The 16,545-nt window shown below is 57.6% G+C and carries 23 protein-coding genes; 8 read left to right on the forward strand and 15 right to left on the reverse strand.

The window, feature by feature from the left end; all coding sequences use genetic code 11:
* Window positions 1-16: 16 nt before the first annotated feature.
* Window positions 17-754: an alpha/beta hydrolase gene (locus tag SIB73_RS01605; RefSeq protein ID WP_413439687.1), complete on the reverse strand. Its 738-nt coding sequence runs from the start codon at window positions 752-754 to the stop codon at window positions 17-19.
* A 154-nt stretch (window positions 755-908) separates the two neighbouring features.
* On the opposite strand from SIB73_RS01605, the gene SIB73_RS01610 reads away from it, so the two are divergent.
* Together SIB73_RS01610 and SIB73_RS01615 are read left to right on the forward strand one after the other, a co-directional pair.
* A complete protein-coding gene (locus SIB73_RS01610; RefSeq protein ID WP_413403465.1) occupies window positions 909-1,481 on the forward strand; it encodes a septal ring lytic transglycosylase RlpA family protein in 573 nt (190 codons plus the stop codon).
* A gap of 155 nt (window positions 1,482-1,636) precedes the next feature.
* The gene (locus tag SIB73_RS01615; protein ID WP_413439688.1) at window positions 1,637-1,897 is read left to right on the forward strand and encodes a hypothetical protein; all 261 of its coding nucleotides are present in this window, start codon (window positions 1,637-1,639) and stop codon (window positions 1,895-1,897) included.
* Between the two features lie 43 nt (window positions 1,898-1,940).
* Here SIB73_RS01615 and SIB73_RS01620 read toward each other — a convergent pair whose 3' ends face one another.
* Complete coding sequence (locus tag SIB73_RS01620; protein WP_413403461.1) at window positions 1,941-2,171, reverse strand: DUF1651 domain-containing protein; 231 nt, start codon at window positions 2,169-2,171, stop codon at window positions 1,941-1,943.
* Window positions 2,172-2,443: 272 nt separating this feature from the next.
* Here SIB73_RS01620 and SIB73_RS01625 point away from each other — a divergent pair, with 272 nt between their 5' ends.
* Window positions 2,444-2,665, forward strand: coding sequence for a hypothetical protein (locus tag SIB73_RS01625; RefSeq protein ID WP_413403460.1), 222 nt, complete (start codon window positions 2,444-2,446; stop codon window positions 2,663-2,665).
* Window positions 2,666-3,618: 953 nt separating this feature from the next.
* Here the strand turns inward: SIB73_RS01625 and SIB73_RS01630 are convergent.
* The 11 genes from SIB73_RS01630 to SIB73_RS01680 form a co-directional block, all read right to left on the reverse strand.
* Window positions 3,619-3,828 carry a hypothetical protein gene (locus tag SIB73_RS01630; protein ID WP_413403458.1) on the reverse strand — a complete coding sequence of 70 codons (210 nt, stop codon included), beginning with the start codon at window positions 3,826-3,828 and terminating at the stop codon, window positions 3,619-3,621.
* Between the two features lie 73 nt (window positions 3,829-3,901).
* Window positions 3,902-4,078 (reverse strand): hypothetical protein, encoded by a 177-nt coding sequence (locus SIB73_RS01635; protein WP_413403456.1) that lies wholly within the window; start codon window positions 4,076-4,078, stop codon window positions 3,902-3,904.
* 148 nt (window positions 4,079-4,226) lie between these two features.
* Window positions 4,227-4,514, reverse strand: a complete 288-nt coding sequence (locus SIB73_RS01640; RefSeq protein WP_413403454.1) for a hypothetical protein — start codon at window positions 4,512-4,514, stop codon at window positions 4,227-4,229.
* A 68-nt stretch (window positions 4,515-4,582) separates the two neighbouring features.
* Entirely contained in the window at window positions 4,583-5,857 is a 1,275-nt protein-coding gene (locus tag SIB73_RS01645) for an MFS transporter (protein ID WP_413403453.1), read from the reverse strand.
* Window positions 5,858-5,867: 10 nt separating this feature from the next.
* Window positions 5,868-6,530, reverse strand: a complete 663-nt coding sequence (locus SIB73_RS01650; protein WP_413403451.1) for a secondary thiamine-phosphate synthase enzyme YjbQ — start codon at window positions 6,528-6,530, stop codon at window positions 5,868-5,870.
* A gap of 24 nt (window positions 6,531-6,554) precedes the next feature.
* The gene (locus tag SIB73_RS01655; RefSeq protein WP_413403450.1) at window positions 6,555-7,298 is read right to left on the reverse strand and encodes an MBL fold metallo-hydrolase; all 744 of its coding nucleotides are present in this window, start codon (window positions 7,296-7,298) and stop codon (window positions 6,555-6,557) included.
* A gap of 57 nt (window positions 7,299-7,355) precedes the next feature.
* Window positions 7,356-8,228, reverse strand: a complete 873-nt coding sequence (locus tag SIB73_RS01660; RefSeq protein WP_413403448.1) for an EamA family transporter — start codon at window positions 8,226-8,228, stop codon at window positions 7,356-7,358.
* Window positions 8,228-9,430: a chloride channel protein gene (locus SIB73_RS01665; protein ID WP_413403446.1), complete on the reverse strand. Its 1,203-nt coding sequence runs from the start codon at window positions 9,428-9,430 to the stop codon at window positions 8,228-8,230. Before SIB73_RS01665 ends, SIB73_RS01660 begins: the two co-directional genes overlap by 1 nt.
* Entirely contained in the window at window positions 9,427-9,678 is a 252-nt protein-coding gene (locus SIB73_RS01670; protein WP_413403445.1) for a 2Fe-2S iron-sulfur cluster-binding protein, read from the reverse strand. Before SIB73_RS01670 ends, SIB73_RS01665 begins: the two co-directional genes overlap by 4 nt.
* Entirely contained in the window at window positions 9,675-11,156 is a 1,482-nt protein-coding gene (locus SIB73_RS01675) for a cobyric acid synthase (protein WP_413406527.1), read from the reverse strand. Before SIB73_RS01675 ends, SIB73_RS01670 begins: the two co-directional genes overlap by 4 nt.
* A 64-nt stretch (window positions 11,157-11,220) precedes the next feature.
* Entirely contained in the window at window positions 11,221-11,601 is a 381-nt protein-coding gene (locus SIB73_RS01680; protein ID WP_413403444.1) for an Npun_F0494 family protein, read from the reverse strand.
* 55 nt (window positions 11,602-11,656) lie between these two features.
* Between SIB73_RS01680 and SIB73_RS01685 the strand changes: the two genes are divergently transcribed.
* Both SIB73_RS01685 and SIB73_RS01690 read left to right on the forward strand, forming a co-directional pair.
* Entirely contained in the window at window positions 11,657-12,229 is a 573-nt protein-coding gene (locus SIB73_RS01685) for a nucleoside triphosphate pyrophosphatase (RefSeq protein ID WP_413403443.1), read from the forward strand.
* Window positions 12,230-12,308: 79 nt separating this feature from the next.
* Complete coding sequence (locus SIB73_RS01690; protein WP_413403442.1) at window positions 12,309-12,569, forward strand: hypothetical protein; 261 nt, start codon at window positions 12,309-12,311, stop codon at window positions 12,567-12,569.
* 90 nt (window positions 12,570-12,659) lie between these two features.
* Here SIB73_RS01690 and psbC read toward each other — a convergent pair whose 3' ends face one another.
* Together psbC and psbD are read right to left on the reverse strand one after the other, a co-directional pair.
* Entirely contained in the window at window positions 12,660-14,048 is a 1,389-nt protein-coding gene (psbC, locus tag SIB73_RS01695; protein WP_413403440.1) for a photosystem II reaction center protein CP43, read from the reverse strand.
* Window positions 14,032-15,087 carry a photosystem II D2 protein (photosystem q(a) protein) gene (psbD, locus tag SIB73_RS01700; RefSeq protein ID WP_006041823.1) on the reverse strand — a complete coding sequence of 352 codons (1,056 nt, stop codon included), beginning with the start codon at window positions 15,085-15,087 and terminating at the stop codon, window positions 14,032-14,034. The genes psbC and psbD overlap by 17 nt, the downstream gene beginning before the upstream one ends.
* A gap of 12 nt (window positions 15,088-15,099) precedes the next feature.
* On the opposite strand from psbD, the gene SIB73_RS01705 reads away from it, so the two are divergent.
* Genes SIB73_RS01705 through SIB73_RS01715 form a run of 3 tightly spaced genes read left to right on the forward strand, consistent with a single transcriptional unit; the run spans window position 15,100 to window position 16,541 of the window.
* Entirely contained in the window at window positions 15,100-15,309 is a 210-nt protein-coding gene (locus SIB73_RS01705) for a hypothetical protein (RefSeq protein ID WP_413403439.1), read from the forward strand.
* Window positions 15,309-15,845 (forward strand): photosystem I assembly protein Ycf4, encoded by a 537-nt coding sequence (locus tag SIB73_RS01710; RefSeq protein WP_413403437.1) that lies wholly within the window; start codon window positions 15,309-15,311, stop codon window positions 15,843-15,845. Before SIB73_RS01705 ends, SIB73_RS01710 begins: the two co-directional genes overlap by 1 nt.
* Window positions 15,846-15,854: 9 nt before the next feature.
* Window positions 15,855-16,541, forward strand: coding sequence for a peptidylprolyl isomerase (locus SIB73_RS01715; protein ID WP_413406525.1), 687 nt, complete (start codon window positions 15,855-15,857; stop codon window positions 16,539-16,541).
* The last annotated feature ends 4 nt before the right edge of the window (window positions 16,542-16,545 follow it).

A 16,545-nucleotide genomic window follows, 5' to 3' on the forward strand; every position in this document is an offset into this window, starting at 1 on the left:
CTTGGGAAAATCGACCCTAGAGGCTTTTCAAGAACATCAAGGTCCGATCAGCCACTGTTTTCCACTCAGCGTCAGCAGTGATCACGTGACCACTGCCTCTGAGCCAGTGCACTTCCACATGCTCGGATCCGCTCCGATGTTTCAGCAATTGCACCCCGCGTCGCGTGATCACTTTGTCGAGAGTGCTGGCCATCACCAGCAGAGGTTGATGGAGGTGGTCGAGATGTTTCCTTGTGGAAGCGATTAGATCCAGTACGCGCACGCTGCAACGACTGGGCCAGCGGGAATAGTTCCAGAGGCGCTCAGCTGTTGTTGGATCAACGAAATCATCTGCAGGACGCCGCACCGAAGGCAGAAGCAGAGCCAAAACCGGAGCGATCCAGGCGCGAAGATCTCCACTCATGATCGGCGGTGAGTAAGTGATCACCGCCTCAACTTCTGGCCGCTTCATTCCCACTTGAATCGCGAGAATCGACCCGAGGGACAAGCCCGCCACCACGACGCGCTGCCCCTGATCGAGCAGCCGGCCAACCACGGCATCAATCTGTGCCACCCACTGGCTCGGTTGCACTGGCATCAGATCTTCAAGGCAGGTTCCATGGCCAGCGAGCAGGGGTGCCTCCACGCCAAAACCCTCGGCATGTAATGCCTCAGCCAGCAGCGAAAACTCCGCAGGAGACCCGGTGTAGCCGTGGATCAGCACAACGGTGATCGGCCCCCCAGGCAGCGAGAAAGGCTCAGGAGAAGCCGCCATGCTCTCAGCAAGATCCATGCGTTGAATTCTGGCGAATCCATGAGCCTTGATTGATCGAAAAAGACAGCCGCGCAGCTTCTGAGCTGCGCAGCAATCACAGAAGCCTTCTCTGTTGCTAAGTCCAGAGAAGATTGATCAACCGCAGATGCGTTCCATGCAACGAATCAGCAAGCTCGTCTCAATCCTGCTGATCTTCAGTGCCCTTGGATGTGGAAAAGACGCTGTCACAGACAAGGCAGTCACTGAAAAGGTAGCCCCTGAAAACACTGTCAACCCTGAACAAGCCTCTGATTCGGTAACAGCCTCTGCTCCTGAACCAACAGCCAACTCTGAACAAGTCAGCCCCTCTGAAAAAATCGCCGCTTCCAAAACAGCCGCCGATTCTGTCAAGGCGGCTAGCTCCAACAGTGCGCCTCAAGACGACAAGCAGGAAGCTGAGAGAGTGCAGGGTCAGGCCTCCTGGTATGGACCAGGTTTTTACGGAAAGAAAACCACCAGCGGAGAAATCCTCAAGCAAGGAACTCTGACTGCAGCCCATAGCAGCCTGCCGATGGGTACAAAAGTGAAAGTCACACGCCTCGATAACAACAAAAGCGTGATGGTTGTCATCAATGACCGCAAACCGTTCAAGCAAGGCACGGTGATTGATCTTGCCCACGGTTCGGCTACGGCTCTCGACGTTGACGATGACGGCAAGACATCGGTGGAAATCGAAGTGATTGACTGAATTTGGGCTGCAACCTGAGCTGGAAACCTCATCGACCGTTGTCTGTGACGCTGCTGAAGGGAAACTCTTTCATTGACACGTTTATGGATTAATTCAGTTAAAGTAAATTCGATATATCATGGTTTTATGTTATGAAACGGTCTGGTATTGACTATTTGCTGCAATTCAGCAAAATTCAGCAAAATCAGTGTATCGGAGATGTCGAAGCTGTTGATTTTAAAGTTCTAGGGGATGGAACTCAGATGGGCCATCTGATCATCTCATGTGAGTGTAAAAAATATTTAAAGAGATTTGATGTTCAGGCAAGTGTGCTGAATTGGAAAATATCAAAATTTCTCAAGGGGTCGATTGAATGCCTTGATTATGCAAGCATTAAAAGCTATCAGTTCGGTTCAAGTGATGTTCAAAACTTCTGAAGACGGATAGAGGTTTTGACCTGAAATCACTTGACAAGAATGATTACCAAACGGCCTCGCAATGAGTCCAGCCAATATTTTGAAGCTCCTTGTACAAGGAGATAGCATCTTCATAGCGCATGTTTCTTCTTGACTTCAGGAGAGCAGGTTGATCCTGAGCGACTCTTCTGCCGTGATCAACAAGAACGCGAATATCTTTATGTCCACTTTGAGGCTCTCTGTGAAACCTAACTGCCCAGGATTTTTGAGGGTCCTTAAGCCAACCGTCCGTCATTAGTAGCTTGTAAGACAATCTTCTTTCTAACGCTATCCATGACCTTCTGCTTGGGTTTGTTACTACGGGAAAGCTTCTTAATTATCCCCTAAAGATTCTCTGAAGCCACCATATCTGGAGAATATGGGCGCACACGCCTTGAAATCACCAGCAATGGTGTCTCAACCGGGCAGCATCCACTGAAATCTTCTTCGGGTGATGCTGGAAACCTGCCCGATCAGGGCCATTCCATGACGGATTGAAAGTCAGACGTATTCTCTGAGTCGACTGAAGTGCCCGCTGAACCCGTAGAAGTCCACCCCCGTCACACTGTCGCTGTAGGTAGGGCATGGCTCAACATGATTTCAGCTCAGACAGCTGGCCAGTTTTCGCTCCGCCCTGCTGTGGTGGTGAACAGCACATGTTGCAATTCCATCAGCGTCACCCAACTGCTGGTCAGTCATGGCGGATACACCGCCCGTCTCCAGCAGAGTTTGATCAAAGGATTGTTCTGATTCGCGGCTTTCTTGTTTCATCTCAGCTGTAGCCACCATTGCGGGCCATGCAGTCAAAAGATCAACCTTGGATTCCACTGCCCTTTTTGCAGTGATCGGTTCAAGAGGGTCCGCCATTCGTTCGGCCGGATTCAGAGACAGCTGAGCATCTCGTCGATCCAGCGTCAGCAGGCTGAATCCGAACTAACAGTCGTAGATCAACTCCGACTGCTGCTCTCGTTTGCTGACGTCGCTTTCTTTCATTTGGGACTCGTCGTAGTCAATTGCTCGCAAGGAACAGGCCGGAGCTTTATAGGGCTTGCGTTGGCCATCTGTGATTTCAGTGCCGATTGACTGGGCCGAGGCGGTGCAGATAACAGTCAAAGGTGTTTCGCAACACCCTGTTGTTAACCATGGTCTGTTGGTGTGTCAGCCCTTGTTTGTGCTTTCCATGACGACAAGCGATCAACAAGCCCTGTGAGCTGCATTCCAATGAGCGAAGGTTCATTCAGCTCTGGTTGTTACTTGTCAACACATCAGGTTCTTGGTGGAATATTCAAGGCAGGCCCAGTTCTATATCGTTGCCATGAATCCTGAATGGGAGAGCGATGGAAGAAACCTTTGCGGCTACATCAATGTAAACATTAGTGGTTGATCGACTTGAGTCCTGTTTTCAATCTCATTTGTAGAAGGCCTTGGCTTTTTGTTTGTAGGGGGCCTGGAGTAGCTTTTAATTTGATGAGTCAATGGTGTTTGCTTTGAATGACTTCGCGGTTGACCAAAATGTTGACGGGTTGACCTGAGTTCCGGTCTTCAGGTCTTCAGGTCAGGAGTTCTGGTTCCTGTGTGATCAATTGATCAGCCAATACGCGATCAACCGCACTAAGACCCAAAGAAGAAAAGAGTGAGCGTTGATTCGTTGTTGTTTCTTTGTCCGACACTCGGGTTGGTTGAACGTGCCCCATGTCGTCGGGTTAGATCAATCCCAGAGCCTGCATGACCTGCAGCCGAATTCCTCCAAGTCGACTCCAGGCCCGCACCGCTTCTTCTTTGGATTGGTAGGGACGCCAGTCATCCTCTTCGATTCGTCTTTGCAGATGGCTTGCCACTCGTTCAGCCACTCTCATGTCGCTGGCGGCCTTCAGATTGAGGTTGTGAGCATTGAAAAAGTGTTCAGACGTCATCGTTCATTGCCTTTATGAGAATTGTGCTGCAAGGCATTGGAATCTGATTCAGGCATGTCTCCACGTTCCTCAGTTACTCTTTCGCCACGCGTTCCGTCGTTCTGCCATGGAAACGTTGGATCCCGTTTTGCTGAGCATCTTCGCGTTTGGCGTTGTCTCGACGACGACCGTCCTGGTGGTGTCGTTTCGTCGGGTCGACTCCAGCGAGAAGCAACGTGCGCAGTTCAATCGGATGCGCGGACGGCTCCATAGGCTCCTTCAGAATCGTTCCTGATCTGATCCCGTGCTGCTCATCCTTGTTGCAGGTGGTTTTTTAGCCGTACTGGCGCTCACGCAATGGTTGGTGAGGCGTTCGATGGACGATGGCGAGCATCATTGATGCCGAGCACTGGTGATGGTCAGCGTCTGGCGATGCCTCTGCCATTGCCGATCAGACCTGCATCAATGACCAGGCCAATCACAACAACCAATAATCCACTGAACGATTGAACGCCTCCGAAGGATGCTGTGGCCCAGCACAGGCCAAGTGTTGTTGTCGGCAGGAACACAAGGCCGAGCAGAGGCAGGACCGAACTGGGTATCGGCATGCCGGTGAAAGGTCCAAGCACCACTGCAGGGCTGAACAGCCAGAGCAGGATCAGAATCAGGCGTGGTGTGATCAGCCCGAGCGCTGCAAGCAGACACATCAGCTTTCACCCAGGGCTTCAGAGTCCATTCCGGCAATACGGCTCCCTCTTCTTGTAGCAAGCTGCTTTCAGCCTGTCTCAGTGGAGAGTGGCCTGAACGCGGTTTCGCGTGTGAAGGCACAAACCGTGATCAGGGTGCATACTCCTCCGAAGGCGACCCATCCAGCTGGCAGGAGGGGGTTGCCGCTCTTTGCAATCAGCCAGGTTGCAATCAGTGGGGTTGTTCCTCCGAAATACCCCTCTGCCACATTGAACGCAACGGCCAGTCCGGTGCAGCGAACTGCGGGAGGCATCAGTTCCACATTGGCGGGATTTTTCCCCCCTGCCAGCAGAGCCACAGCCAGTGTCAGCCCCAGCTCCCCCCACAACACCCGTTGAGGATCTCCGCTGTGCATCAGGTTGAAAAAAGGCAGTGCGCCGAAGCAGAGCAGTGAGGATCCGCAGATCAGCATCGGTTTACGACCGATGCGGTCGGAGAGCCAGGCTGAAATCGGGTAGAGCAAAAGAAGCACCGCCAACACGCCGGTGTTCAGGCTCAGGGATGTTGCGGGATCGAGGTGATCGACCTCTTCCACGTAGCTCACCGCATAGACAAACACGGCGTAGTAGCCGATGCTGCTCGCGATGTTCAGGGCCATGACACGCAGCACCTGCAGGCGATAGCGGCCGAACGTTTCCCGTATCGGCGATTTTGCCAATGGTTCGATCATCTCGGCTCCAATCCCTTGTCGGATCACAACACCCGTTGTGGCGACCAGTGCACCAAGCAGAAATGGCAGTCGCCATCCCCAGCTTCCCAGTTGAGCGGAGGTGAGCGTATGGGCCAGCAGATCACCGAAGCCCGAGCCGATCAACATCCCCAGCACCGACCCCCACAGCCCCCAGATCGCGTAGAAGCCACGTTGACGGTCGGGGGCGTTCTCACTGAGAAAAATGATCGAGCTGGTGTATTCGCCGCCGACAGACAAGCCTTGAATGATGCGTAGCAGCACCACTGCAATCGGTGCGGCGATGCCGATCTGCTGGTGGGTTGGAAGCAGGCCCATCAGAACGGTGGGCACCGCCATCACCATCACCGAGAGTTGCAGGGCTCGCTTTCTTCCCGCCAGATCGCCGATTCGACCGAAGACGATTCCTCCGAGAGGCCGCACCAGAAATCCGGCGGCAAAGGCTCCGAAAGCACCGATCAGTGAGGCGGCTGGATCGCTGGAGGGGAAGAACTCCCTGCCGATCACTGTTGCGAAGTAGCCGTAGACCGCAAAGTCGTACCACTCCATCACGTTGCCGATCAGGCCAGCCAGCAGAACTTTGCTGGTGTTCCTTTGGGTGGGTTGAGAGGTCATCGGCTGGTTATCACTGCGATGGATCAGAGATCTCATGCAGCCGATCGACCAGAAGATCGATATCCGTTCCCACACCTCCGTCTTCAGCCCATGCCTCAGGGATGTGGCGCGCTTTCACCACGTCGTTCAATCTGGCGCCGTTGCGGCGTTTCAGGAGTGCTGCTGTCGTGCTTCTGCCTGATGCCGCGAGCCGGCTCTGCCCGGTGGATGCATCTGACAGATCGCCGATCAGATGACAGGCCAGTCGTCTGTGGTGCGGTGACGACCGATGCTCCCAGAGATAAACCGCCTGCCATGTGCCCAGCAGCAGCCGACCCTTGTCAACACTCAGGCTCATGGTCTGGGTGGTGAGTGCCGTGCGGATGTGAGCAGGCATGTCGTCATCACCTTCGTCGTCATGCAGATAACGGCGACGTCTGCCGTCAGGTCCGCTGGGTCCAGCGCCGTCCTGCGGCACCATGGCATTCATCCAGGCTGATAGATCCTCAAGAACCCTGGGGTCGGCGTTTTCATTGATCGTGAGGCTGCAACTGGTGTGCAGGCAGGTCAGATGCACCACTCCCGTGCAAAGCCCGGAGTCGTGAACACATTGATTCAGCTGCTCGTTGAGGCGAATGAACCCAGGTCCACGCGTGTTGATGCTCAGTTGCGTCAGCCTCTGATCCAGTGCCATGCCATGGGCTTCGCTGTTGTTTCTTTAGCGCGACCCTGACGGCAATGGGATCGCTTGTCCGACCGTTGGTGTGATCAGTGTGCAGTCGTCGGGCAGATCGCCGGTGTCTGTTGACGCATCAGCGGCATTCAGCAGGCTGCTGATCATGCCGCTGAACTTCACGTCACCGCCTGTTGTGCTGGCCAGCACGGTCTTGGGTTGGAACCGGCTGATCAGATCCGGCATCACGCGTGCGCCGGTGATGAACGCTCCCAGCATCGGCAATCCAAGGTCCACCACCGGTGTGATCAAGGTGTCCACACTGCGCTGGCCGATCGCAGGATCCAGGATGCCGTGCGGTTCCAGATAGAGGGAGCCCTCGGGCCAGTCCAGCAGGTAGCCGTTCTCCACCGCCGGCACCGCCGCTCCAGCGGTGGCCTGGATCTTCAGGGAGTTGACCGTGGTTTTGTCACCGGGCTGCAGTGCTGTGATCGTTTCAAACCCGAGACGCTGCACGACCCGAGCTGCCGCTGCCGATGCCACCACGGGTATGGCCTTCGGAAGTGCCTGGAGCGTTTCCGGATGGGCATGGTCCGGGAGCCCCTGAGTGAGCAGCAGCAGATCCAGTTGATCGGGGATGGGCATCAGTTTCGGCATTTCTCCCTTGAGCAACCAGGCACCCGGCGGAAACACCAACGGACCGGTTAGCCATGGATCCAGCAGTACCCTCAGTCCGGCCATCTCCAGCAGCCAACCGTTCGCGCCGAGATAGGTGGCTGTGTCTTTCATCCCTGGGGGTTGTGGGGACCTGACGCTAATCAATGTGCTGGCCGTGCCGAGCGTTGTTCAGCTGAGCATGGCGAGCCCCACACCGGTGACCGCCAGCACCGAGGCCAGCAGTACGGACGGTTTCAGATGATCACCTTCGGAAGGGGCCACCAGCAGAGCCATCACGGGTGCAGTGCTCAGCACCGTGATGCCGATGCCTAAAGGCAACCGCTGCAGCACGACCTGTTGCAGCAGGATCCCCAGAACCGTGCCCAGCAGGGTTGCCGCCAGCACTCGAGGCCAGCGAATAGTGCTGGGCCGCGGTTGTGGAAACCTGACTCCGAATCGCAACCAGGGGAGCAGAAGCAGCAGTCCGCCGAGCAGGCGACAGGCGGCGCTCTGCACAGGTGTCAGTTCACTGCTGATCAATACGGTGCGGGAGACCGCAGCTCCCGCCACACCACACACCACGGCCAAGCCTGCCAGCAGCAGTCCCTGCAACTGAACGGTGTGACTTCGGTCGTGCATCCGGGTGGCATCAGGAGGTTGCTGCCGTGCAACCAGCACCACCGAGACCGTCACCAGCAGTGCACCTGCCCAGCCCTGAAGTGAAAGCTGCTCTCCCATGGCGAACCAGCCACCTGCAGCAGCAGCAACCGGTGAGAGCGACTCCAGCGTCAGTGTTCTGCGTGTACCCAGGCGTCTCAGTGCGGCCAGGTAGAAGCTGTCTCCCAGCGAGATTCCCAGCCCACCGCTGATCAGCAGCAGCACCAGCGCCCGTAACTGCCCGTCCCAGGGGAGCGTGACCAGCACCGGCAGTAACACGGTGCAGGCGATCGAATTCTTGAGCCCGTTGAGCTGAATGGCGGACAGGGAGGTGGAGAGTCCCCTCCAGAGACTGCTGGCCAGAGTCCAGGCCAGGGCCGCGATCAATCCGGCCAGGATTCCCATCAGTGTCTCCTTTGCAGGATCAGACCCACCAGCAGACCGATCACCAGGGCACCGGCTCCGTGGCCCTGCAGCAGGGTGAGGCCGAGGATCAGGCCGAGCAGCGGCGAGTTGAGCAGCACAGCAAGGCATCCCCCCACAACGCCGGCACTCCAGCTGTCGATCGTGCCGATCCAGGGCAGCCATTGATGAAGTCCTATCCCAAGCGCACTGCTGGCCAGGACCACGGGAAAGAACTGTCCTCCCCTCCAGCCGGTCTCAAGGCAGAGTCCGACCATCAGCAATTTGGCCACAGCCGACAGCATGAGGATGGCTGTATCCAGCCTCCATTCGTTCAGCACCAGAGGTTTCAACTGGCTTTCCCCCGAGAAGCCTGCCAGTGGCAAACCCCAGAGGCAGAGACCAATCAGCAGACCCGTGCCGATTGGAATCCACCAGAAGCTTTCCAGAAGCTGCAATGTCTGGAGCCACTGCCGCCAGCGTCTGATCAACTGTCCAGCCAGCCAGCCCGCGATCCCGGCGATCAAGGCCGCCAGCAGGGCACCCAACCGTTGTGTCGGATCAGCGGGCCAGGCGTAGGACACGCCCCGCAGGCCTCCACCAAGGTCACTGAGTCCGTGGAAGGCCACAAACCCCGCGATCCCGCCGATGGTTCCCGGCAGCCATCGCCAGATCAGCTGCCACTGACGTCCTGCCAGCGCAGCTCCCCCCAGCAGTGGTGAGCGGAAAAGCCCCAGAGATCCGGCCATTGCAGCAGCCAGCAGGTCGCGGTCGGCCCCTTTCCAGATCGCATGGCTCGCCACGGCGACGAGCCGCGTCATCAAGGCTTCGGGGCCAAGCGTGCCTCCGCCGGCGAGGGCCAGCATGCCGCCGATCACTTGCCTGAGACCGTGCTGCGTGTTCAGTCCCTCCGCTGTTCGCAGTTCAGCGAGTGTGTCCTGCAGTTCGGGCAGAGAGCTGCCGGCATGCCGCCGTTGCAGCAGGCTGAGGGCCACGCCGATCGCTCCGCACCAGAGCAGGCACCAGAACAAGCTCCGCTCGCTGGGCAGACCACGCTGGACCGTTGCACCCCAGATCCATCCCTGGATCTGAAGCGTGCAGCCCACAACCAGGGCTGCGAGTGATCCACCTGCAGCCCCGGCCAGAACCGAGCGGGCCATGCCGGCGAGAATTCCTCGCTGTTGGCTTGGCAGTGGATTGTTCACCAGTACGGGTCGGTGGCCAACTCCACCTTGAGTGGTCCGGAGGCCGGCGCCGGCACGGTGCTGATACAGGCCCTCACGGTGGTGCCGTCAACGTCGATCTCGCAGGCGCCGCAACTTCCACCCATGCAGCCGGTGGGCACATGAACACCGGCCTGGCGGGCCGCCACCAGCCAGTCCTCACCTTTGTGGCTGACGCTGCGCTGGCCATCCGGCCAGAGAATTTCCACTCTTTTGTGCTCAGAGCTCACGGAGATGTCTGAAGCAGTGGTTCCAGATTCACATGCTTTTCAAAGGCATCTGCAAGGCGGTCAAGCAGGGCGTCTCTCTGGCGACTGTGGTGCGGTTGCTGCTCACTGAGATCCGCGAGTCCGCGTCTGCGGCGAAGACGATTCAGCCAGCGTCGGCGCCAGGGTCCGTTGTCGAAAATTCCATGCAGATAGGTGCCTGAAGTGGACTGGTGGACCCATCCCAGACCTTCATCCGCGCTGAACGCATCGCAGAGACCGGTGGCTTTGCTGTATCCACGGTGCAGTTCGAATCCTTCCACCTCCAGCCTCGGCTGCTGATCCGGCCAGAGCACCAGGGCCTTCCGCTGATGCAGGGCTTTTTCACCCCTGAACACTGTGCGCAGGGGCAGAAGGCCAAGTCCGGCAACGCTGTCACGTGTTCGCCCTGGATTGCTGTCGCCTTCCAGGCCATCGGGATCGCAGAGTTCCTCGCCTAACATTTGCATGCCTCCGCAGATGCCGAACACCTCACCGCCGCTCCTGGCATGGCGGATCAGATCAGAATCCATTCCGCTGCTGCGCATGGCTGCAAGATCCCGTAGTGTCTGTTTGCTGCCTGGTATCACCACAGCATCGGGAGATCCCATGGTTTCCCCTGGTGAGACCCAGCGAAGTGCCACTGTTGGTTCAGCCTCCAGGGGGTCGAGGTCGGAGAAGTTGCTTAGTGATGGCAGCTTCAGCACTGCAATCTGCAGCTCAGCGCCGCGTTTGTGACCGCGCCTTTCCAGCAGATCCAGAGAGTCCTCGGGGGGGAAGAGCTCATCCAACCAGGGCATCACACCCAGCACGGGAACTCCGGTGTTGCTGTCAAGCCAGCGCCTACCTTCGTCAAAAAGTTCTCTTCTGCCTCTGAATCGATTGATCAGCAGGCCACGAATGAGATGTCGCTGATGTGGTTTCATCAACTGCAGCGTGCCGACGATCTGGGCGAACACGCCTCCGCGCTCAATGTCGGCAACCAGCAGGCAATTTGCCTGCAAGTACTCAGCTAGACGCAGATTGGTGAGATCGCGCGCCTGCAGGTTCACTTCCACAGGACTCCCGGCTCCCTCCAGCACCAGCCTCCCTTTGGGATGGCTGGTCTGCAGATTGTTCAGCCCCCTGCGGATGGCTGCCCAGCCGGAATCGAACCAGTCCCGGTAGTAATGCTCTGCTCTGCAGATACCCGCTGAGTTTCCGAGGTGAATCACTTCGCTTGTCGAATCACCCTGAGGTTTGAGCAGCACGGGATTCATGGCATGCCTCGGCTCGAGGCCTGCAGCCCAGGCTTGCAATGCCTGGGAGTAGGCCATTTCACCCCCCTCATGATCAACCCAGGCGTTGTTGCTCATGTTCTGCCCTTTAAAGGGCAGCGGCGTTTCCCCACGCCGTTTCAGCACTCTGCATAGCGCTGCCGTCATCAGCGATTTTCCGGCCCCACTGCTTGTGCCAAGCACCATCAGTGGTCTTTGACATTCAGATACCACCCGTTGCTGCGTCATGAACGTTCTGCAGCATCGCAATTCACCATCGGGGCCGCCTGCGACGACACCAGTGAACAAGGCGGCTTCCAAGGCCTGCTGCAGGGATCGTTTCGGGCCAGGGAGCCAGCACCTCTCTGCCCAGAGGGGTTAGACGCACCCGTTCAGTCAGCCCCTGGCCGTCAACCTCCCGACGCAGAACACCCAGCTGAATCAGCCAGATAAGTAGATCTTCTGTTTCGCTGGAATTCAGTCTTCGTCTGGTAAGTGCAGGCCAATCCGACCTTGCGACCAGTTCGCTGCTGCTCAGGGCCGACTGTTCCACGTTGCGGTAGAAATTGCGTTGGAACGGCAGGCAGCGCACGGCCTGGCGTGCTCGCCGCATGGCATGCCGGGTGAGTTCACTGGGGTCCTGAAAAGTCACGCATGACGTGGCGTTGATGTCATTCTCGTTCTAAGAGCTTCCGACTGAGACACCAATGTTGCTGCTGGCTTCTGCTTCTCCGGCAAGACGTCGTCTGCTTGAGCAGGCTGGGATTCCCCATCGAGTCCAGATCAGCGGTGTCGATGAAGAGTCCATTCAGGTTCCCGATCCGATCGAGTTGGTGATGCGCCTGGCCCAGGCCAAGGCCTCTACGGTTCGCAGTCAGCTCAAAGACGACGACATCGCAGCGGTGCTCGGTTGTGATTCGCTTTTCGTCTTCGCCGGTCGGGTCTATGGCAAGCCAGCTGATTCGGCTCAGGCTGTGGAACGCTGGCGAGGCATGCGCGGTTCCTGGGGCGAGTTGCACACTGGCCACTGCCTGATGTCAGCTCGTTGCACGGATCCGCAGCAACCCCGAATGGACTGTGTGACCACCAGGGTGTTGTTTTCTGATGTCACCGATCAGGAAATTGCAGCCTATGTGGCAAGTGGGGAGCCGCTTCGCTGTGCCGGAGGCTTTGCTCTCGAAGGGCTTGGAGGTTCCTTTGTGGAGCGTCTTGATGGCTGTTATTCGAATGTGATCGGCCTCAGTCTGCCGCTTCTGCGCCGTTGGATACCGCAGGTTTGATACACGTCAAGAGGCGAACGTTGCCATTTTTCTCTAGTCGTAGCTAATGCGAAGTCAGGCCCTCTTCACACCTCTGGCCATGCTTCGTTCTCTGCTCCCTGCAATCGGCACAGCTCTGTTTTCAGCGATGTTCGCTCTCAGCGCGTCGGCCATGGAACCTTTGTCGGTGAGCTCCACCGATCAAGACAATGATTCATTCAGTCTTCATGCAGAGCAGGCTTATTTCACTCAATCCCAGGATGAATGGAGCCGTTCGCTCACGGAATTCAAGCTGCCGGAGGCTGGTCAGGAACGGCATGAGCCCCCCAAGGGTCACACCGTGATCGATCTCAACTTCTGACTCAGTCGGTCGCCATTAAAAAAGCCCCACTGTGAAGTGGGGCTGAGTGACGATCGTTGAGTTTGATCTTGAGTGTCTGATTGCAGTGAATCAGTCGAGATCGGGCATGGCCAGTGAAGGCTCTGCCTGGCGGTCGATACCTTTCTCGAAACCGGCAGCTGCGGCGCGGGCGCGTCCGGCATGCCAGAGGTGACCCACCAGGAAGAAGAAGGCGAGCACGAACTGGGTCGCTGCAAGCCACTGGCGGATGTTCACGAAGTTCACCGAGTTGGGCTCAGTGATGATGCCGCCCACAGAGTTAAGGGATGCATTGGGTGCGTGAGTCATGTACTCAGCTGCACGACGAACCTGCCAGGGCTGGATGTCGTTCTGAAGCTTGTCGAGACTCAGACCGTTGGGTCCACGCAGGGGCTCAAGCCAGGGACCACGGAAATCCCAGAAACGCATCGTTTCGCCACCGAAGATGATTTCACCTGTGGGTGAGCGCATCAGATACTTACCAAGACCGGTTGGACCCATGGCGGAGCCGATGTTGGCGCCGAGTCGCTGGTCTCTCACCAGGAAGGTGAAGCTCTGAGCCTGGGAGGATTCGGCGTTGGTGGGGCCGTAGAACTCGGAGGGGTAAGCGGTGTTGTTGAACCAGATGTAGGCCGAAGCAATGAAGCTCATGAAGCTCAGCGCACCGAGGCTGTAGCTCAGATAGGCCTCTCCGTTCCAGATGAAAGCGCGACGCACCCAGCCGAAAGGCTTGGTGGTGACATGCCAAATACCACCGGAAATCAGGGTGAGACCAAGCCAGATATGGCCACCGATGATGTCCTCCATCGAGTTCACACCGATGATCCAGCCCTCGCCTCCGAAGGGAGCTCGGAACAGGTAGCCGAAGATCACACCTGGATCAAGAGTCGGATTGGTGATCAGACGAACATCACCACCGCCCGGTGCCCAGGTGTCATAAACGCCTCCGAAGAACATGGCCTTGAAGACCAGCAGCAGGCAACCGACACCGAGAAGAATCAGGTGATAACCAATGATGTTGGTCATCTGATTCTTGTCGCGCCAGTCCTGTGAGAAGAACGTGGAGTAGTTCTCGAGGATTTCAGGTCCGCGAAGGGCGTGGTACAGACCGCCTAGACCGAGCACAGCGGAACTGATCAGGTGCAGAACACCAACCACGAAGAAGGGATACAGGTCGGTGACTTCGCCACCGGGACCCACGCCGTAGCCGAGGGTGGCCACGTGGGGGAACAGGATCAGACCCTGTTCGTACATGGGTTTGTCGAAGGTGAAGTGACTCACCTCGAACAGCATCATGGCGCCGGCCCAGAAGACCATCAGGCCTGCGTGAGCCACGTGGGCACCGAGCAGACGGCCTGAAAGGTTGATCAGACGGGCATTGCCAGCCCACCAGGCATAGCCGGTGGAGTCAAGGTCTTTACCGCCAGTGGCGATAAGACCGGAATTAAAGGGCGTTTCCACGGGGCAGAACCTCTTCAGGGAAGACGAAGTTTTCGTGCGGCTGGTCAGCCGGTGCCATCCAGGCACGCAGACCTTCATTCAGAAGGATGTTCTTGGTGTAGAAGGTCTCGAATTCGGGATCTTCTGCTGCGCGGATCTCCTGTGACACGAAGTCATAGGCACGCAGGTTGAGGGCCAGACCGATGATGCCGATGGAACTGGTCCACAGGCCCATCACAGGCACGAACAGCATGAAGAAGTGCAGCCAACGCTTGTTGGAGAAAGCGATACCGAAGATCTGGCTCCAGAAGCGGTTGGCGGTGACCATGGAATAGGTCTCTTCTTCCTGGGTGGGCTCGAACGCCTTGAAGGTGTTGGCCTGCTCACCATCCTCAAACAGAGTGTTCTCCACGGTGGCGCCGTGAATGGCGCAGAGCAGTGCACCGCCGAGGATGCCGGCGACGCCCATCATGTGGAAGGGATTCAGGGTCCAGTTGTGGAAACCCTGGAGGAAGAGGAGGAAGCGGAAGATCGCTGCCACACCGAAGGAGGGCGCGAAGAACCAGCTGCTCTGGCCGAGGGGGTACATCAGGAAGACACTGACGAACACCGCGATCGGACCTGAGAAGGCGATGGCGTTGTAAGGACGGATGCCGACCAGACGGGCGATCTCGAACTGACGCAGCATGAAGCCGATCAGGGCGAAGGCACCGTGCAGGGCAACGAAGGCCCAGAGGCCACCGAGCTGACACCAGCGAACGAAGTCACCCTGGGCTTCAGGGCCCCAGAGCAACAGGAGGCTGTGACCCATCGCATCAGCGGGGGTGGACACAGCAGCAGTCAGGAAGTTGCAACCTTCCAGGTACGAGGAGGCAATGCCGTGGGTGTACCAGGAGGTGACAAAGGTGGTGCCTGTAAGCCAGCCACCGATGGCCAGATAGGCCGTTGGGAAGAGAAGAATGCCGGACCAGCCGACAAAAACGAAGCGGTCGCGCTTGAGCCAGTCATCGAGGACGTCAAACCATCCCCGCTGTGGCGCGCGTCCTACAGCGATCGTCATGAGTGAGAACGGGTGCGGATAGCCGCAGGCTGTGGGATACCCGGCGACCATAACAATTTCGGCGAAGGTTGCGGGGCTGAATCGCTTCACCTGAAACCCCTTGTATCGGAACATTTCTTCGGGGTTTCTTCCTCTTTGTTCAAGGCCTTTGTGGCAGTGATGCAGAACATCGCCATTCATGCCGCCTCTGCGGTCACAATGGGCGCTGCTTCCGGGCTGTGATGGCCGCTGATCTGCTTGAACAACCTGTCGTCGGTTCCCGGCGGCTGTCCAATGTGCTGGTCGCCGGCATGGTCACCATCGGTGGTGTTGGTTTTCTGTTCGCTTCACTGTCCAGTTATCTGGGTCGTGATCTGCTCCCTCTCGGACACCCCGCCGGACTTGTGTTCATCCCCCAGGGTCTGGTCATGGGGCTGTACAGCATTGCTGCAGCACTTCTGGCCACATATTTATGGACAGTGATTGCCATTGATGTAGGTGCAGGCTCCAACCGTTTCGATAAATCCTCCGGGCTTGTCACCATCTCCAGGCGAGGCTTCCGCAAGCCGATCAGCGTCGAAATTCCAATCAAGGACATCAAAGCCGTGAAAGTTGAGGTGCGAGATGGCTTCAACACCCGCCGCCGAGTGTCTTTGCGCGTTCAGGGTCGTCGTGACATGCCCCTCACCAGGGTTGGTGAGCCGCTTCCACTCGCACAGCTCGAGCAGGATGGTGCCGAGCTTGCCCGTTTCCTGAATGTGAATCTCGAAGGCCTCTGAACAACCATGATGCGTCGACCACTCAAAACACTCCTGACACTTGCCCTGTGTCTGCCCTTGCTGGTGAGCTGCGCGTCAAGCACCACCGCATCGATCCCTGTGGGTTGTGAGCAGGCCAGCAGCCCCTGTCTGCAAGGCCAAGCCACCGTTGAGCTCATCACCAGCAAGGGCTCCATCACCCTGGAGCTCGACGGTGATGCAGCTCCTGTGACGGCCGGGAATTTTCTGGATCTGGTCAAAAGAGGTGCTTACAACGGCACCGTCTTCCATCGTGTGGTGCGCGATCCCGTTCCCTTTGTGGTTCAGGGCGGTGATCCTTCCTCCAGTGATCCTTCAACGCCGAAATCGCAATATGGCACAGGCAGTTTTGTGGATCCGACCACTGGCCAGGCACGTTTTGTTCCTCTGGAGCTGGGATTCAAGGGAGAAGATCAGCCCCGTTACGGGCGTGTGGTCACCAATCCCTCAGAGCTTCTGCAGCTCAAGCTCAGCCATGAACGTGGCGCTCTGGCAATGGCTCGCTCACAGGCGCCGGATTCCGCCAGTGCCCAGTTCTATATCGCGCTGAAGCCCCTTCCCGAGTTGGACGGTCGCTATGCCGTCTTCGGGCGGGTCAGCGAAGGCCTTGAGGTGGTGGATGCCATCCGTCAGGACGACACCATCAAAAAAGCCACGGTGCTGACACCAGGTCTTTGAGCGG

This window comes from Synechococcus sp. MIT S9509, assembly GCF_047303035.1.
Classification (GTDB): domain Bacteria; phylum Cyanobacteriota; class Cyanobacteriia; order PCC-6307; family Cyanobiaceae; genus Synechococcus_C.

Bases quoted from the DNA above. Each gene is read 5' to 3' on its own strand.
- SIB73_RS01620 (WP_413403461.1), bottom strand. From the start codon at position 2,171: ATGACGGACGGTTGGCTTAAGGACCCTCAAAAATCCTGGGCAGTTAGG.
- SIB73_RS01605 (WP_413439687.1), bottom strand. From the start codon at position 754: ATGGCGGCTTCTCCTGAGCCTTTCTCGCTGCCTGGGGGGCCGATCACC.
- SIB73_RS01685 (WP_413403443.1), top strand. From the start codon at position 11,657: ATGTTGCTGCTGGCTTCTGCTTCTCCGGCAAGACGTCGTCTGCTTGAG.
- SIB73_RS01610 (WP_413403465.1), top strand. From the start codon at position 909: ATGCAACGAATCAGCAAGCTCGTCTCAATCCTGCTGATCTTCAGTGCC.
- SIB73_RS01650 (WP_413403451.1), bottom strand. From the start codon at position 6,530: ATGGCACTGGATCAGAGGCTGACGCAACTGAGCATCAACACGCGTGGA.
- SIB73_RS01690 (WP_413403442.1), top strand. From the start codon at position 12,309: ATGCTTCGTTCTCTGCTCCCTGCAATCGGCACAGCTCTGTTTTCAGCG.
- SIB73_RS01640 (WP_413403454.1), bottom strand. From the start codon at position 4,514: ATGTGTCTGCTTGCAGCGCTCGGGCTGATCACACCACGCCTGATTCTG.
- psbD (WP_006041823.1), bottom strand. From the start codon at position 15,087: ATGACGATCGCTGTAGGACGCGCGCCACAGCGGGGATGGTTTGACGTC.
- SIB73_RS01655 (WP_413403450.1), bottom strand. From the start codon at position 7,298: ATGAAAGACACAGCCACCTATCTCGGCGCGAACGGTTGGCTGCTGGAG.
- SIB73_RS01645 (WP_413403453.1), bottom strand. From the start codon at position 5,857: ATGACCTCTCAACCCACCCAAAGGAACACCAGCAAAGTTCTGCTGGCT.
- SIB73_RS01710 (WP_413403437.1), top strand. From the start codon at position 15,309: ATGGCCGCTGATCTGCTTGAACAACCTGTCGTCGGTTCCCGGCGGCTG.
- SIB73_RS01715 (WP_413406525.1), top strand. From the start codon at position 15,855: ATGCGTCGACCACTCAAAACACTCCTGACACTTGCCCTGTGTCTGCCC.
- SIB73_RS01675 (WP_413406527.1), bottom strand. From the start codon at position 11,156: ATGGTGCTTGGCACAAGCAGTGGGGCCGGAAAATCGCTGATGACGGCA.
- SIB73_RS01660 (WP_413403448.1), bottom strand. From the start codon at position 8,228: ATGGGAATCCTGGCCGGATTGATCGCGGCCCTGGCCTGGACTCTGGCC.
- SIB73_RS01630 (WP_413403458.1), bottom strand. From the start codon at position 3,828: ATGACGTCTGAACACTTTTTCAATGCTCACAACCTCAATCTGAAGGCC.
- SIB73_RS01635 (WP_413403456.1), bottom strand. From the start codon at position 4,078: ATGGAGCCGTCCGCGCATCCGATTGAACTGCGCACGTTGCTTCTCGCT.